Origin of the sequence: Saccharothrix sp. 6-C (assembly GCF_016695385.1) — a bacterium.
Lineage (GTDB): Bacteria > Actinomycetota > Actinomycetes > Mycobacteriales > Pseudonocardiaceae > Actinosynnema > Actinosynnema texasense.
Genome location: NZ_CP064192.1, coordinates 7,805,710 through 7,821,090 on the forward strand (window position 1 = coordinate 7,805,710; position 15,381 = coordinate 7,821,090).

The window sequence follows — 15,381 nt, forward strand, 5'->3', positions numbered from 1 at the left end:
TGGTGTAGACCAATCAGAGCGTGCGCGCCGTCACCACGATCGACTACCGTTCGCGGGGTGAGCGGCTACTCGGCGAAGCAGGTGCTCGACCAGCTCAGCAGGCCCGGTGAGCACCCTGTGCTGCGCGGTGACCTGGCGCTGGTCGGGCTTCCGGGCCTGATCTACACGCCCGCGGTCGGGCTGGGGCTGCCGGCGGTGGCCTTCGGGCACGGCTGGTTGCAGCCGGTCAACCGGTACCGGGCGTTGCTGCGGCACCTGGCGTCGTGGGGTTTCGTGGCCGCCGCGCCCGGGACCCAGCGCGGGCCGCTGATGTCGTCGCGGCTGATGGCCGGGAACCTGCGGACGGCGCTCGACGTGTGCACCGGCGTGCGGCTGGGCGACGGCGGGATCAGCGTGGACGCGTCACGGCTGGCGGTGGCGGGTCACTCGATGGGTGGCGGCGCGGCGGTGCTGGCGGCGGCCGACGACCCGCGCGTGCGGGCGGTCGTGACGTTGGCCGCGTCCGAGACCCGGCCGTCCGCGCTGGACGCGGCCCGGCGGGTCGCCGTGCCGGGGTTGCACCTGGCCGGTGGGGAGGACCGCATCGCGCCGCCGGTCGGGCACGCGGAGGCCATCGCGGAGGCGTGGCAGGGGCCGGTGCAGCTGCGGTCGTTGCCGAAGGCCAGCCACCTGGGGTTCGCCGAGGGGCGGCACTGGAGCGAGCTGCTGCTCGACGGCAAGGGTGAGCGGGCGGCGCAGAAGCTGGCGCGGGCGCTGACGACGGCGTTCCTGCTGCGGACCCTCAAGGGCGAGAAGAAGTGGGACGTGCTGCTGGACGGCGACGTGAAGGGCGCTGTGCTGACGTTCCAGCGCGGTCCGCTGGTCCGCCACTGACCCACCGCCGCCTCACCCCTCAGCGGCAGGGTGGTTGCCCGGAGCCGCGTGCCCGCGCGGCCGGGGTAGGGCTGCGGCTGCCGGGAGTGGCCGGCCGGGGACCGCGTGGGGCCGGGAGGGTACGCAGCGGCCGGGAGTGGCCGGGTTCGCGGCGGCGGCCGGGCAGGCCGGGTCAGCCGGGCAGGCCGGGTCCGCGGTGGCGGCCGGGCAGGCTGGGGTCAGCCGGGGTCGCCGCGGCGGCCGGGAGTGGCCGGGCAGGCGGGTCGGCCGGGCAAGCCTGGGTCGTCGGGTGGGCCGGGGTCAGCCGGGGTCGCCGGGTCGGCCGGGTGGTGGCGAGCCGGCGGTGGGTGGGGCGTGGGGTGGTGCTGGGCATGGTTCCTGGTTCCTCCGGCCCCTCGTCGTCGTGTGCCTGGTGAGCCGGTCCCCGGTGGTCGCGGTCGTTGCCGTGGTGGCGTGGGCCGTGGTTGCGGGGGGCGGTCATATCAACCGAGGTACGGGAACAGTGTTTCCGTACATTCTCGGGCGATGTTCACCCGATCGGGTTGGCACGCGGGGCGTGGGGCCGGAGGAATGGTCAGGTCAGCCAGCTCTGGCCGCCGAAATCGTCGTCGTCGTCCACCGGCGCCGGGCGGCGTGGGGCGGGGCGCGCCGGAGGTGGCGGCGGGGGCGGGGTGGCTGCCGGGGGTTGGACCGGCGGCGGCGGAGGGGCCGGGGTCCAGGCGGTGGACACCGGTGGCGGGGTCTCGTAGGTCGGCTCGTCGTCCTCGGCGCCGAACTTGTACTCGCCGCTCTTCTTCTCCGTCGCCGCCTTGGTGTTCCAGCCGCCGGCGGCCTTCTGCGCCTTCTCGTTCTCCTCCAGCCGCTCGACGATCTTCTGCGCCATCTGGCCCTGCTTGGAGAAGCTGTCCCGCGCCTGGTCCCGCGCCTCGCGCGAGTGACGTTCCCGCAGCTCACGCCGGTCGGCGTGCTCCCGCGAAATCTGGTCCATGCGGCTCATCGCCGCCGCCAGCCTGTCCGACGCGACGCTCATCGGCCCTCCTCACCCAGCACACCCTGCACTCGACTGAGGCTGACGTCGTCGTCGAACAGCGACCCGGTCGTGCGCCACTGCCCGGGGCTGCTGCGCTCGTTGTCGCCGCCGCCGCCCTGCTGACCGCCGCCGGCCATGCCGCCGCCCATCATCCCGCCGCCCATCATGCCGCCACCGGTGGCGGAACCGCCCGGTTGGCCCGCGGTCTGGGACTCCTGCATGGACGGGAGCGTGGCGGAGCCGGCCTGGCCCGCCTGCGAGGCGTTCGTGTCGGACGCGAGGCCGTGGTCGGCCGAGCTGGCCGGCGGGCTGCTCCACGTGTTGTCCGAGCCGGACGACGCCGAACCGCCGCCCAGCACCGAGTCCGCGCCGTTGAAGCCCGAGCCGCCGCCGAGGACGGAAGCGCCGGACGTCGAGGTGAGGCCTTCGGTGTTGTACTGCGGGACACCGCCGCCACCAGCGAAACCGCCACCGCCACCGCCACCGCCACCGTCGAAGGCGACGGGCGGCGCCTGGAAGCCCTGGGGTGCGGTGGCCTGGAACGCCGACGGTGCCTGGAACCCGGACGGCTCGGTGAAGCCGCCGCTGACGGCCGGCCCGGCGACGCTGCCCGCGAAGCCCGGGTTGTCCGGTGCGGGCGTCGGGGCGAACTGCGGCTCGGTGAAGCCGCCGCTGAACCCACCACCGGCCACCCCGCCACCGCCCGCGCCGCCACCGAAACCCTGGTCGGGAGCCGTGGGAGCGGTGAACTGCGGCTCCGTGAAGCCACCGCTGACGCCACCGCCGCCCACCCCGGCCGGTTCCGGTTGGCCGATCAGCGTCTCCGCCTGGGCGGGCATGGTCGTGACGTCGGACGGCAGGCCGCCGGGCACGTCGGCCGGCAGCGTCACGGCGTTGTCCAGGCCCGGGATGCTCGGCGTCTCGCCGGCGCCGGAGCCGGCGGTGTCCTCGCCGAACTCCACGCCGTACTCCTCGGGCGTGCCGTCGCCGTTGTCGACGGTGAGGTTGATCTCACCGGTCAGCGGGTCGACCTCGGCGGTGATGGCCAGGCCGTCCAGCTCGATCAACGCCTTGCCGTCGGCGCCGGCCTCGATCGGGATCGCGCCGTTCGCGCCGCCCTCGGCCGAGCCGGCCACCGCGCCGACCGCCGCGCCGGGCGTGCCGCCGGCCGCACCGGGCACGCCGCCCGAGGTGGCCGTCGCGCCGGCCAACGCGCCCGCCAGCGCCGCCCCGCCGTTCTGGCCCATCAGGGCCTTCGCCGCGTCGGGGTTGTTGCTGAAGTCGACGTCGTAGGTCTTCGGCTCGCTCGTCGGCGTGTCGACGGTGATCTGCACGTGGCCGTTCTCGTCCGGCTCCGTGATCTTGATCTCGTTGTCGCCGCTCTTGATGGTGACGGTCTCGGGCGGCTCTTCGTCGCCCTTCAGGCCGTCCGGCTTGCCGTCGCCGTCGGGCTTGCCGTCACCGTCGAGGTCGTCGGGCTTGCCGTCGCCGTCGGTGTCGCCGGGCACCTCCAGCGCGTCCGGCTTGCCGTCGCCGTCCTTGTCCAGCGGGTTCTCGGGCTTCGGCATCTCCGGCACCGACGGCATGCCGCCGCCACCGCCGGAACCGCTGCCGCCGCCACCGGTGCCACCACCGCTGCCGCCGCCGCCCGTGCCGCCACCACCGCCGCCGCCACCGTTGTCGTCCCCGCCGCCGTCGTCGCCGCCCTTGTCACTCGCGGGCGCCGGGAACGGGTTCTCGAACTCCGCCATGTACTTGGCGAGCGTCTCCCACTTGGCGTCCACCGAGGACTTGGTCTCCGTGCAGCAGGACTTGAACTGCTGGTAGAGGCCCCAGAACTCGCGGTTGAACGAGTCGCGGATCCACTTCTTGCACTGGTTGATCGCGTAGTCGCGGTTCTCGTCGTTCAGGCTGCAGTCGTCGGAGTTGATCCGGTCCGCAATGTTGCTGCCGGTCTTCGAGTCCACCCAGCCGGCGATCTCCGAGACGCGGTCCTTGGAGTAGTCGCCCTCGCCGCGCGCGAACGAGACGACCTTCTCGGCCATGAACGTGTCGGCCTGGCCGATCTGCTCCCGGTACATGCCGAGGACCTCGTCGGCCTTGCCCTTGCACAGCGAGTACACGCCCTGGACCGCGGTGCGGGTCAGCTTGGCCGCGCCCTCGAACGCGTCGGCCAGCTCGGTGATCTTCGGCGCGATCTTGCCGGTGTAGTGCTCGTGGGACTTGGTGGCCGCTTGGCCCTCCCACTCGCCGTACAGGCCCTTGAGCTGCCCGTCCACGTCCGACTTCATCTCGTCGATCTTGGACTTGGCGGTGGTGAACTCGTCGGCTTCCATCAGCAGCTTGTGGAAGTTGATCCCGCGCTGCTCGTCGTAGGGCTTCTGGATCTGCTCGGCGAAGTTGAGCGCGGTCGTGTTGCCGATGCAGTCGCCGGGCCGGTTGTTCCAGATGCCCTCGAACTTCTGGAACACCTTCAGCCCGGCCTGGCCCGCGTCGAACAGCTCGTCGGACAGCTTCACGCCCGCGCCGGACGAGGTCGGCGGCCGCGTCGCGTCGAGCTGCGCCTGGCCGTCGTTGACGGCCTTGGTCTGCTCCTGCGAGTTGTAGCTGTTGGACTCGCCTTCGGCCTTGGCCTCGTCGTAGCGGTTCTTCAGGCCGTCGTCGCGGGACGCGCCGTCGCCCCAGTCCCACAGGCTGGAGGTGTCGTAGCGGTCCTTGTAGGTGTTCGCCTCGTCGGGGATGTTCCACGGCGCGGTCTCGGACACGTAGGCGTGCATGAGCTCCGCCTTCTTGTCCTCCGACACGTTCGGGTCGTCGAGAACGGCCTTGATGTCGTTCCAGCCCGGATCGGCCATCAGTACTGGCTCCCCAGGTCAGCGGCGTTGGAGGATTCGACATCGCCGTAGGTCGAGGCGCCGGAAGCGATCTTCCCGGCGAATCCGCCGAGCACGCTGGTCATGTTCGCGATGCCCTTGCCGAAGTTGTCGATCCCCGTCTTGTAATTGGTGAAGTGCTGCTGGTGCGCTTCACCGAAATCACGGGCGATCGTCTGGGTCTGGCCGACGTCCTTCAGCCCGTCGGCGGTCTCCTTCGCCGCATCGGAAATGCCCTTCGAGGCTTTTCGCATCGCCTCGGTACTGGTGCCGTAACCGGCCACGGCGCTTCACTCCCCTCCGCGGCCCGGAGGCCACGACCCAACTCGACGACTCGCCCCTTTTCGACGCGACGCTTCGGCGTGCGGTTCCCATGGTGGCAGGGCGGCGGGCCGCCCGGCGGCGGTTCCGGCCTGGTCCTTGCAGGTGTGAACGGCGGGCGGACGTCAGCCCTGCGGCGGCGGGCCGGTCGGCGGCTGCGGCGGACCGGTCGGCGGCTGCGGCGGACCGGTCGGCGGCTGGGGCGGCTGGTGACCGTGGGGTGGGTACTGGCCGCCCGGCTGACCCGGCTGGCCCGGGAACTGCTGGCCTGGGAACTGCTGCCCCGGGTGCGGCTGTCCTGGGTAGGGCTGTCCTGGGTAGGGCTGGCCCGGGTGCGGTTGACCGGGGTGCGGTTGTCCTGGGTAGGGCTGACCGGGATACGGCTGACCAGGAGGTTGGCCCTGGTGGGGACGGGAGGCCTGCTTGCCGCCGCTCTTCTTCACCAGCACCACGATCCCCACGACGATGCCGATCAGCACCACCGCGATGATCGCCATCTCGACGAAACCGATGTTGCCCATCCCCGAACCCCCGAACGACTCGCGCGTCAGTGCACCGAGGAAACCACACCGGCGAGCCGCTGCGCGGCGGACTCCGCGAGTTCGGGCGTGGCCGCCTCGACCATGACCCGCACCAGCTGCTCGGTGCCGGACGGGCGCAGCAGCACCCGGCCGGTGTCGCCGAGCTCGGCCGTCACGGCGGCGACCGCCTCGTCGACGGCCGGGTCCTTCGCCACGGCCGCCTTGTCGCCGACGACCACGTTGATCAGCACCTGCGGCAGCCGGCGCATCACGCCCGCGAGCTCGGCCAGCGGCTTGCCGGTCTCCGCCATCCGCGACATCAGCCGCAACGCGGTCAGCAGGCCGTCGCCGGTGGTGGCGTGCGCCGGGAGGATCACGTGCCCGGACTGCTCGCCGCCCAGCGCGAACCCGCCGGCGCGCAGCTCCTCCAGCACGTAGCGGTCGCCGACCGCGGTGGTCTTGAGGGCGATGCCGTGCTCGCGCATCGCCAGGTGCAGGCCGAGGTTGCTCATCACGGTCGCGACCAGCGTGTCGTCGGTCAGCTCGCCGGCTTCCTTCATGCCCAGCGCCAGCACCGCCATGACCTGGTCGCCGTCGAGGTCGTTGCCGTCGGCGTCGACCGCGACGCAGCGGTCCGCGTCGCCGTCGTGCGCGATGCCGAGGTGGGCGCCGTGCTCGACCACGGCGGCACGCAGCTTCGCGACGTGGTTGGAGCCGCAGTCGTCGTTGATGTTGAGCCCGTCGGGCGCGGTGTGGATCTCCACGACCTCGGCGCCCGCGCGGCGGTAGGCGTCCGGCGCGGCCACGGACGCGGCGCCGTTCGCGCAGTCCACCACGACCTTGAGGCCGTCCAGGCGGTGCGGCGTCACCTTCAGCAGGTGCTGCACGTACTGGCCCTCGGCGTCCTCGATGTCGCGGACCCGGCCGATGCCCGCGCCGGTCGGGCGGTGGTCGCGGTCGCCGAGCTTCTGCTCGATCTCGTCCTCGACCGCGTCGGGCAGCTTGTGCCCGCCCGCGGCGAACAGCTTGATGCCGTTGTCGGGCATGGGGTTGTGCGAGGCGGAGATCATCACGCCGACGTCCGCGCCGAGCGCCGACACCAGGTAGGCGACCGCCGGCGTCGGCAGCACGCCCGCCCGCAGCACGTCCGCGCCCGCCGATGTGAGGCCGGCCACCACGGCCGCCTCCAGCATCTCGCCGCTGGCCCGCGGGTCGCGGCCGACGACCGCGACCGGGCGGTGCGAGCGGTCGTGCTCGGCCAGCACCCGTGCCGCCGAGGCGGCGATGGACAGCGCGAGTTCCGGGGTCAGGTCCGCGTTGGCGAGACCGCGTACGCCGTCAGTGCCGAACAGCCGAGCCATGATCGCCGTGACCTCCATGCACACCGGGCAACAGGGGGAAAAACACTGCGGGAGCAGCAGTTCGACGAAGAACTGACTGCTCCCGCAGGGTGGTGCTCGCTCGACCAGGGAAAGGTCAGCGCTTGCTGTACTGAGGCGCCTTGCGGGCCTTCTTGAGGCCGTACTTCTTCCGCTCCTTGACCCGGGGGTCACGGGTGAGGAAACCGGCCTTCTTCAGCACCGGGCGGTCCTCGGAGTCGACGGCGATCAGCGCACGCGCGATCGCGAGGCGCAGCGCACCGGCCTGGCCGGTGGTGCCGCCGCCACGCAGGGTCGCGATGACGTCGAACGTCTCCGGCTTCTCCGTCGTCACCAGGGGCTCGCGGATGAGCTGCTGGTGCACCTTGTTCGGGAAGTAGTCGTCCATCGACTTCCCGTTCAGGGTGAACTTGCCGGTGCCGGGCAGGAGCCGCACGCGGACGATGGCCTGCTTGCGCCGGCCGACCGTCTGCGCGAGGTGGTGCGCACCCGCGTTGAGGGTGTGCCGCACGACGGGCGTGCCCTCGACCTCGGCGTCCTCGGCCTCGTCGGCGTCGGCTTCCGCGGTCTCGGCTTCGGTGGCCTCGGCGTCAGCGGCCTCGGCCTCGGGGGCCTCCGCCTCGACGGTGTCGGTCTCCACCGCGTCGCTCTCCACCGCGTCGCTCTCCACGGCGTCGGTCTCGACGGCGTCGAGCTCGGCCTCAGGGGTCGTCACGTCGTTGTCCTCGGTCTGGTGCTCGGTCACTGGGCGACCTTCTTGATCTCGAACGGCTGCGGCAGCTGCGCAGCGTGCGGGTGGTTCGGGCCCGTGTAGACCTTGAGCTTGCCCGCGATCGCACGGCCGAGGCGGTTCTTGGGCAGCATGCCCTTGATCGCCTTCTCGACCAGCCGGTCGGCGCGGGTGTCGAGCACCTCGCCGAACGAGCGCTGGCTCAGGCCGCCCGGAAAACCGGAGTGCCGGTACACGAACTCCTGATCACGCTTCTTGCCGGTCAACGCCACCTTGTCCGCGTTGATGACGATGACGAAGTCACCGGTGTCAACGTGTGGGGCGTAAGTCGGCTTGTGCTTGCCGCGCAGCAGCGTCGCGGCCTGGGTGGCGAGCCGACCGAGCACCACGTCCTGGGCGTCGATCACGTGCCAGGTTCGGGTCACCTCGCCGGGCTTCGGGCTGTACGTGCGCACGGGTCTACCTCGTCGTCACTTGCGTCTGGGGTCATTGCGGCGGCTGCTCAGGCCAGAGACCCCAGGTGGGCAGAGGACCAGAACACGAGGTACGCATAGTGCGCACCAGTTACCGCACAACAACGTAGGAAGATACCGGTTGGGGTCGGGGCGGGTCAAAACGACCCCTCCTAAACCCCCCGGACCGGCCTCGACCGACCCGGACCGCACCCTGGCGAACCGGCCGAAACACGTACGTGGGCCCCGGATCCTCGAGGATCCCGGGGCCCACGGGGGGTCGTGCGGCAGATCAGGCCCAGCGGCCCTGGTTCTTGGACTCAGCCGCCTGGTAGGCGTCGGTCGCGGACTGGACGGCCGTGCCGATCTGGGCCAGCACCTGCTGGAGACCCGCGGCGGACTCGTCCCACGCGCGCTGCGCGTCCTGGTAGCTCGCCGACGCGCCACCGTCCCACTGGGCGATGACGGGCGCGAGGCGCGACTTCAGGTTGTCCAGCTCGGACTGGATCTTGCCGGCCTGGCCGCTGATGTCGCCTGCCGCGCTGCTCAGCTGCCCGAAGTCAACCTTGATGTTGTTGGCGTCGACCATGATCTCCCCTTGGAAGTGAAGTCAGAAAGAAGAAGGAAAGCGAAAGGAACGGAAACGCGACCTGAATACGGATGGATCAGCCGCCGAGCCGGTTGGTGATGGCCGACATCTCCTGCGCCTGCTCCTCTTCCTGCTGGATGTAGGTCGCCGCGCTGCCGTCCATCTGCTCGGCGATGTCCATCAGGGCCTTCTGCAGCTTGTCGGCGTCCTCGCGGAAGCGCTCCATCAGCTTGTTGAAGGCGATGGCCGCGCCACCCTGCCACGCGCTGGACAGGCCGTCGATCGTGTTGCCGAGCTGACCCAGGACGCCCTGGACGTTGCCGTTGGTGCTGACGATGTCCTTCGCTGCGCCGACGAGCTCTTCATGTCCGGTGGAGTAACCAGCCATTGGGTGCGACCCCCTTGGTCGAAGTGATCAGGCGTTCTTGGTTCGTACGCCTCTTACGACGCAGACCTTGCCATGCCCGGTTCCACGCTGTCGCGACTTCTCCGGAAGTAGTTGCGGGTGTAAACGCGACGGGTCGCGGAACGGGGTCAGTAGAGGATTCGCGCTTGCGAAAAGTCCTCGTCATCGCCCCTTTCGGGGGGCAGTTGGCCGCTCGGGCCCGCCACCGCGCGGGAACCGGTCACCGGGCGCGGTGGAACTGCATTTGCATTCGCGTCCGTTTGCTCTCGCGATTTCTCCGGCGCGAGCAGTTCCCCGCCCGGGGGCAGCTCCGGCACCGGCAGGCCGCGGTGGTGGCGGAACCCGGTGGCGACCCGCTGCACGTCCGGCGACGTCGGCGCGTGCCCGTCCGGCCGCACCTGCCGCGCCTTGGCCTGCTCGGCGAGCTGCCGGTTCCGGTCGCGCTGGGCGGCGTTCTTCGCGCCCGCGGCGTCCGCCGCGCGCCGGCCCCTGGTCACCGCCGCGTCGAGGTCCGAGCGGAACCGGGCGAAGGCCTCCGGGATGCCGGTCATCACATTCCCCACAAAGTCAGCTGGTCACGGTCAGCGTGCGGACGACCTGCTCGCACGCGGGGCGGACCCGGTCGTGCCCGTCCTGCGGGTACTGGCACCCCACGCTGACCTGCACGTCGTCCTGGAACAGCACGTACCAGTCGATGACGGCCGACTCCACCACTTCCCGGTAGTAAACGACATCTTTGGTGGCGAAGTCGGCGGAAGCGTCGAAATCGGACACGTTCGCCCGCTGGTCGTACTGGCCGCGCAGCTCGGTCTCGGCCCGCGCGGGGTCCTGGGTGGCGTCGTAGTTGAGCCGCCGCTCCTCCACCGCGATGACGTCGAGCCCGGACCCGGGCTCCTCGGGCTTGAGCAGCACCTTGCGGGTCTCGACTTGGCCGCCGGTCTGCTGCCAGCCGCCCGGCACGGTGAAGCTGTAGTCGTACTGCGCGATGATCCTGCCGTCGGACGTGACGGACGTCTCGGCGGTGGACGTGGGCGGCGTGGTCGGCTCGCCGGTGGTGGCGTCGCCCTTGCCGAGCACGTAGGCCGTGGAGGCTGCGGCGATGGCGAGCACTGCGGCGACGCCGACCACGACCAGCGGCACGCGGCTGCGGCGCGCCGGGGCCGGCGCGGGCACGGGGGCGGGCGGCGGGAAGTACGGCGGCTGCGGGAACCCGGCGGGCGGCGACGCCGTGATCCGCCGGGTGATCTTGCGGGTCTGGTCGTCGGTGATCTTGCGGGTGACGTCGCCCTGGCCCGCGGGCAGCGCGCCGGTCCGCAGCGGGTCCGTGCTCACCGCGCGCAGCGCGCCCCGGGCGACCACGGTCTCCGGCTGGTCGATGCTCGTCGGCACCACGCCGGACTGCTCCAGCACCAGGCGGGCCACCAGCGGGATGCGGCTGGACCCGCCGACGAGGAACACGCCGGCGAGGCCGCGCGGGTCGAGCCCGGCGTCGCGCACCGCCGTCACCACCAGCGCGGCGGCGCGCGTGAGCGGTGCGCTGATCAGGCGTTCGAGGTCGGTGCGGGTGACGTGGGCGTCGGGGAACGGCGGCGGCATCGGCACGTCGGTGTAGGCGTGCCGGGACAGGGTCTCCTTCGCGCCGCGCACGTCCTGGCGCAGCACCCGGCGCTTGCGGCGGTCGGACAGCTCCCGGCCCTCCACGAGCTGCCGCCACGCGTCCGGGTCGCCGGGTGAGACCAGGGAGCCGATGTGCTCCAGCAGCGCCTGGTCGACGTCCGCGCCGCCGAAGCCGGGGTCGCCCTTGGTGGCCAGCACGCGGAACGCGCCCCCCTGGCGGGCCACCACGCTCGCGTCGACCGTGCCGCCGCCGAGGTCGAGCACGGCCAGCGCCGCGCCGTCCGGGATGGCGTGGCTCGCCGAGTGGAACACCGCCGCCGCGACCGGCTCGGGCACCAGCCGCAGCTCCTGGCCGAGACCCCGGGCGGCCTGCAGCAGCACCCTGGTGCGGATCGCGCCCCAGTCGGCCGGGTGGGTGAGCACGAGCAGGTCGACCCGCGCGCCGCCGGCCACGTGCCGCGCCTCGTCGACGGCCCTGGTCAGCACGGCCCGCACGACGTCGACCACCGGCAGCACGCTGGAGCCGAGCAGCAGTTCGCCCTCGTCGACGCGGCGCTTGGGGTGCGGCTCGTAGCGGGACGGGTCCACCGCCGCCTGGCGTTCGGCCTCCTGGCCGACGAACAGCGTGCCGTCGGCCGCGGCGAACACGGCGGAGGGCACGATCGGCTGGCCGTCGACCACGACGACCTGCGGTTCGCGGCCGTGCAGGGACATGGCGACGCAGGTGCTGGACGTGCCGAAGTCCACCGCCACGCGCAAGCTCATCCGTCATCCCCTCGTCGGCCGGGGCGGGCCTGCATATGCATACCCCACCGGACCGACCCTCCGCTGCGGGGTCGGCGTCACCCGCGTCGGCCCCGCCGGTTCGCGCGCGACGCGCGACCAGGTCAGGACAGCAGCGCGCGGGCTTCGTCCGCCTCCGGCATGCCCATCTCCTCGGCCAGCTCCAGCGCTCGCCCCAGCGACGCCCTGTCCCCGGTGAGCTCACCGAGCAGCAGCCAGGTCCGCGCCTCGTCCGGCCGGTACCCGTACTGCCGCTGGGTCACCAACGCCGACTCGGCCGCCGAGCGCGCCGCGGCCAGGTCGCCGTGCGCCCGGTGCACCGCGGCGGACACCGTCCTGGCCCGCGCGCCGACCATCCGCGCGCCCATGGTCGAGGCCAGCTCCACGGCCCGGCCGACGGTCGAGGGCGCCGCCTCGTCGCCCGGGTCCACCGAGGCCACGCCGATGAGCGCGTGCACCTCGCCCAGCCGGTAGCCGCTCTCGATCGCGGCGCGCAGGGCGACCCGGTACCGCCGCGAGGCCGCGACGCGGTCGCCGAGCCGGTGCTCGACGCCGGCCAGCGTGTTCAGCGCGTCGACCGCGTTCCAGTTGTCGTCGGACTCCTCGGCGACGGCCAGCGACTCGCGCGCGAACCGCGCCGCCGCCGGGTAGTCGCCGAGGTGGCTCGCGATCACCGCCAGGTTGTCCAACGTCGCCGCCTGGCCCCGGCGCGCGCCGGCGTCGCGGAACAGCCGCAGCGCCTGCTCGCGGAGTTCGCGCGACCGGTGCGGGTCGCCCTCGGCCAGCTTGACCCCGCCGAGCACGTTGAGCACCACGGCCTGGCCGATCGGCGAGCCCGCCGTCACGAGCAGGTCGAGGGCCTCGCACAGGACCGACCTCGCCTCGACCAGGTCGCCGCAGTCGTACAGGGCCGTGCCGAGGTTGGACAGGCTGACCGCCTCGCCCCGCCTCGGCCCGATCGCCCGGTCCGCCGCGTGCGCCTGCCGGAACGTCCGCGCGGCCCGGACCAGCCGACCCTGCTGGTGGTGGACGCTGCCGAGACCGCCGAGGGCGATCGCCCGGCCCTTGGGCCAGGCGCCGCGGTCACCGAGGGCCACCACCCGCTGGTAGTGCTCGGCCGCCTCCTGGATCTGGCCCACCGAGTAGGCGTGGACCGCGAGGCACAGCCCCACGGCCATCTGCCCGACCTCGTCCGACGCCGACCGCGCGGCGGCCAGGGCGGCGCGGCCCGCGTCCGCCCAGCCGTCGAAGTGCCGGCGCGCCCAGGTGAACACCCGCATGCCGAACAGCAGGCGCCAGGACAGCTCGCGGGGCCCGTGACCGGCGGCGTCGGTGATCGCGGCGACCACGTTCTGCCGCTCGGCCGCCAACCACCGCGCCGCCGCCTCGCCGTCGGTGAACGAACCCGGGTCGACCTCCTCCTCGCCGGTGGTGTGCGGCGCGTGCGGGTACAGCAGCGCCGACGCCGACACGACCCGGCGGAGGTAGCCGCGGCACAGCCGCGCCCGGCCCTCGGCCGCCTCCGCCTCGCCGACGAGCCCGCGCGCGTACTCGCGGACCAGGTCGTGCAGCCCGTAGCGGCCCTGCCCGTCGTGCTGCACCAGGTTCGCGGCGGCGAGCCGGTCCAGCGCCCGGCCCGCGTCGTCGCCCGCGCCGGTCAGGTCGGCGACCGCGTCCCGGTCGAAGTCCGCCCCCGGCACGACGCCGAGCAGCCGGAACACCCGCCGCGCCGGGCCGTCCAACGCCCGGTGGGACAGGTCGAACGCGGTGCGGACGGCGGCCTGCGGGTCGTCCTCGACCGCGAGCCGCGCCACGCGGTCGCCGCCGCGCAGCGCCGCCAGGTAGGGGCCCAGGCCGTGCGCCGCCGCGTTCGCGACCGCGATGCGCAGCGCGAGCGGCAGGTGACCGCACAGCCGGGCCAGCTCCGCCAGGTCCGCCGGGTCGGCCTCGGGCACGGCCGCGCGCAGCAGGCCGGCGGACTCCTCCGGCGCGAGCACGTCCAGCCGCAGTGCGCGCGCACCGTCCAGTGCGGACAGCCCGCGCAGCTCGTTCCGGCTCGTCACGACGACCATGGACGAGGCCGTGCCGGGCAGCAGCGGTCGCACCTGCTCGGCCGACGCCGCGTTGTCCAGCACCACCAGGAACCGCCGGTCCGCGACCAGCGAGCGGTACAGGGCGACCAGCTCGTCCAGGCCCTCCGGGATCCGCTCGGCGGCCACGTCCAGCGCGCGCAGGAACCGGGCCAGCACCTGCTCCGGCCGCACCGGGCCGGCCGGGTCGTAGCCGCGCAGGTTCGCGAACAGCTGGCCGTCCGGGAACACCGGCCGGGCCCGGTGCGCCCAGCGCACCGCCAGCGCGGTCTTCCCGATCCCCGCCGAGCCGGTGACGGCGACGATCACGACGGAACCGGCGGCGGAGGACACCGCGTCGTCCAGCTCCGACAGTTGCGGCAGCCGTCCCGCGAACCCCGCCACGTCCGGTGGCAGCTGCCGCGGCGCCGGCGCCCGCGTGGCCACGTCCTCGGCGCGCAGCATGCGGCTGAACAGGTCCTGCAGCTCGGCGGACGGGTCGACGCCGAGCTCGTCGGCCAGCGCCTCGCGGATCTCGCGGTAGGCGGCCAGCGCCTCCGCCTGCCGGCCCGACCGGTACAGCGCCCGCATCAGCCGCGCCCACAGCCGCTCGCTGAGCGGGTGCCGCCGGGTCAGCGACCGCAGCTCGGCCACCAGCCCGTCCGTGCGACCGGCGTCGAGGTCGGCGTCGATCCGGCGCACGAGGACGTCGAGGCGTTCCTCCAGCAGCGGCACGACGTGCTCCCGGTGCAGCCAGTCCGACTCGACGTCGGACAGCGGGTCGCCCCGCCACAGCTCCAGCGCCTCGGCCGCCCGGCCCCGGTCGGCGAGTTCGCGGAACACGTGCAGGTCCAGCGAGCCCGGCGGGACCTCGGCGACGTAGCCCTTGGTGGTCGTGCGCACCACGTTCGCCTCGCCCAACGCCTGCCGCAGCCGCCGCACCACCATCTGCAACGTCGCCTTGGCCCGGTCCGGGTTTGGCGCGCCGCCGTCCCACAACCGGTCGACCAGCTCGTCCGCCGTCACCGGCTGGTTGGCCCGCAGCAGCAGGATCGCGAGCAGCACCCGCGCCCGCCCGGCGGGGATCGGCACGGGCACGTCGCCGTGCCGCACCTCCAGCGGTCCGAGGACGTTGAACCCGATCACCAGACCCCCTTGGACCACTCGGTGGAGAATCCTCTACGACACGCTCCAGGCGGCTATCCGGTTGCCCCGGCGCGGACCAGCCGCGCGAAGTCGAAGTCGTCCCGCACGCGGTCGGGCGTGGAGAGCGGGTGCGGCGCGGTCGGCGACACCCGCGCCTTGCCCGCCGGGACGAGGACGGGGCGGCCCGCGGACCCGACCCCCCGCAGGCCGAGCATCCCCGACTCGGTCGTCACCAGGCTTCCCCGCACGGTGACGAGTGTACCGGCGCGATCACGCGCCGTGACGTGACGTGACGGTCGGCTCATCTCCACGCGGCGGGTGAGGCCGTCGTGAGAGGTCTGTGAGGCCCTTCCAGCACAGTGGGGGCGTTCACCGCCGCGACCCCCAGTGGGCGCGGGACCGGCGGTTCGCACGAGGGGGGAAGCCGGTCCCGGTGGCAGGTGCTCGTCGAGGGGGGCGACGCGCCCGCCCTGCCCTCGCGCGGTGACGACCGGACCGCGGGCTCCGCCGCGCTCTGCGCCGAGGAGCCCGCGGTCTCGGTCGCGGAGGTCCGCCGCCGGCGCGATCTCGGTGAGCCGGCGCCACTCGGCCG

Annotated in this window: 14 protein-coding genes; 1 reads left to right on the forward strand and 13 read right to left on the reverse strand. The window is 73.2% G+C overall.

Features of this window, described 5'->3' with window-relative positions; translation table 11 throughout:
* Nucleotides 1–57: 57 nt before the first annotated feature.
* Nucleotides 58–873: a dienelactone hydrolase family protein gene (locus IOD16_RS33575; protein WP_123745310.1), complete on the forward strand. Its 816-nt coding sequence runs from the start codon at nt 58–60 to the stop codon at nt 871–873.
* A gap of 574 nt (nt 874–1,447) precedes the next feature.
* On the opposite strand, the gene IOD16_RS40745 is transcribed toward IOD16_RS33575, so the two are convergent.
* From IOD16_RS40745 to IOD16_RS33640, 13 genes are all read right to left on the reverse strand, one after another.
* Nucleotides 1,448–1,903, reverse strand: coding sequence for a hypothetical protein (locus tag IOD16_RS40745; protein ID WP_236595287.1), 456 nt, complete (start codon nt 1,901–1,903; stop codon nt 1,448–1,450).
* Nucleotides 1,900–4,758, reverse strand: coding sequence for a WXG100 family type VII secretion target (locus IOD16_RS41140; protein ID WP_201437680.1), 2,859 nt, complete (start codon nt 4,756–4,758; stop codon nt 1,900–1,902). The genes IOD16_RS40745 and IOD16_RS41140 overlap by 4 nt, the downstream gene beginning before the upstream one ends.
* On the reverse strand, nt 4,758–5,060 hold the full coding sequence (locus IOD16_RS33590; protein WP_201437681.1) for a hypothetical protein: 303 nt from the start codon (nt 5,058–5,060) through the stop codon (nt 4,758–4,760). The genes IOD16_RS41140 and IOD16_RS33590 overlap by 1 nt, the downstream gene beginning before the upstream one ends.
* 162 nt (nt 5,061–5,222) lie before the next feature.
* Nucleotides 5,223–5,618, reverse strand: coding sequence for a hypothetical protein (locus tag IOD16_RS33595; protein WP_201437682.1), 396 nt, complete (start codon nt 5,616–5,618; stop codon nt 5,223–5,225).
* A gap of 26 nt (nt 5,619–5,644) precedes the next feature.
* Nucleotides 5,645–6,979: a phosphoglucosamine mutase gene (gene glmM / locus IOD16_RS33600; protein ID WP_123748290.1), complete on the reverse strand. Its 1,335-nt coding sequence runs from the start codon at nt 6,977–6,979 to the stop codon at nt 5,645–5,647.
* Between the two features lie 115 nt (nt 6,980–7,094).
* Nucleotides 7,095–7,742, reverse strand: a complete 648-nt coding sequence (rpsI, locus tag IOD16_RS33605) for a 30S ribosomal protein S9 (RefSeq protein ID WP_236594539.1) — start codon at nt 7,740–7,742, stop codon at nt 7,095–7,097.
* Nucleotides 7,739–8,182, reverse strand: coding sequence for a 50S ribosomal protein L13 (gene rplM / locus IOD16_RS33610; protein WP_053718450.1), 444 nt, complete (start codon nt 8,180–8,182; stop codon nt 7,739–7,741). Before rplM ends, rpsI begins: the two co-directional genes overlap by 4 nt.
* Before the next feature lie 289 nt (nt 8,183–8,471).
* Complete coding sequence (locus tag IOD16_RS33615; protein WP_201437683.1) at nt 8,472–8,768, reverse strand: WXG100 family type VII secretion target; 297 nt, start codon at nt 8,766–8,768, stop codon at nt 8,472–8,474.
* Nucleotides 8,769–8,844: 76 nt separating this feature from the next.
* The gene (locus IOD16_RS33620; RefSeq protein WP_053718448.1) at nt 8,845–9,156 is read right to left on the reverse strand and encodes a WXG100 family type VII secretion target; all 312 of its coding nucleotides are present in this window, start codon (nt 9,154–9,156) and stop codon (nt 8,845–8,847) included.
* Nucleotides 9,157–9,302: 146 nt separating this feature from the next.
* Nucleotides 9,303–9,725, reverse strand: a complete 423-nt coding sequence (locus IOD16_RS33625) for a hypothetical protein (RefSeq protein WP_201437684.1) — start codon at nt 9,723–9,725, stop codon at nt 9,303–9,305.
* 16 nt (nt 9,726–9,741) lie between these two features.
* On the reverse strand, nt 9,742–11,556 hold the full coding sequence (locus IOD16_RS33630) for a type VII secretion-associated protein (RefSeq protein ID WP_201437685.1): 1,815 nt from the start codon (nt 11,554–11,556) through the stop codon (nt 9,742–9,744).
* A gap of 122 nt (nt 11,557–11,678) precedes the next feature.
* Entirely contained in the window at nt 11,679–14,789 is a 3,111-nt protein-coding gene (locus IOD16_RS33635; RefSeq protein ID WP_201437686.1) for an AfsR/SARP family transcriptional regulator, read from the reverse strand.
* A gap of 53 nt (nt 14,790–14,842) precedes the next feature.
* A complete protein-coding gene (locus IOD16_RS33640; protein WP_201437687.1) occupies nt 14,843–15,037 on the reverse strand; it encodes a hypothetical protein in 195 nt (64 codons plus the stop codon).
* Between the last annotated feature and the right edge of the window lie 344 nt (nt 15,038–15,381).

Bases quoted from the DNA above. Each gene is read 5' to 3' on its own strand.
- IOD16_RS40745 (WP_236595287.1), bottom strand. From the start codon at position 1,903: ATGAGCGTCGCGTCGGACAGGCTGGCGGCGGCGATGAGCCGCATGGAC.
- IOD16_RS41140 (WP_201437680.1), bottom strand. From the start codon at position 4,758: ATGGCCGATCCGGGCTGGAACGACATCAAGGCCGTTCTCGACGACCCG.
- IOD16_RS33595 (WP_201437682.1), bottom strand. From the start codon at position 5,618: ATGGGCAACATCGGTTTCGTCGAGATGGCGATCATCGCGGTGGTGCTG.
- glmM (WP_123748290.1), bottom strand. From the start codon at position 6,979: ATGGCTCGGCTGTTCGGCACTGACGGCGTACGCGGTCTCGCCAACGCG.
- IOD16_RS33615 (WP_201437683.1), bottom strand. From the start codon at position 8,768: ATGGTCGACGCCAACAACATCAAGGTTGACTTCGGGCAGCTGAGCAGC.
- IOD16_RS33620 (WP_053718448.1), bottom strand. From the start codon at position 9,156: ATGGCTGGTTACTCCACCGGACATGAAGAGCTCGTCGGCGCAGCGAAG.
- IOD16_RS33625 (WP_201437684.1), bottom strand. From the start codon at position 9,725: ATGACCGGCATCCCGGAGGCCTTCGCCCGGTTCCGCTCGGACCTCGAC.
- IOD16_RS33630 (WP_201437685.1), bottom strand. From the start codon at position 11,556: ATGAGCTTGCGCGTGGCGGTGGACTTCGGCACGTCCAGCACCTGCGTC.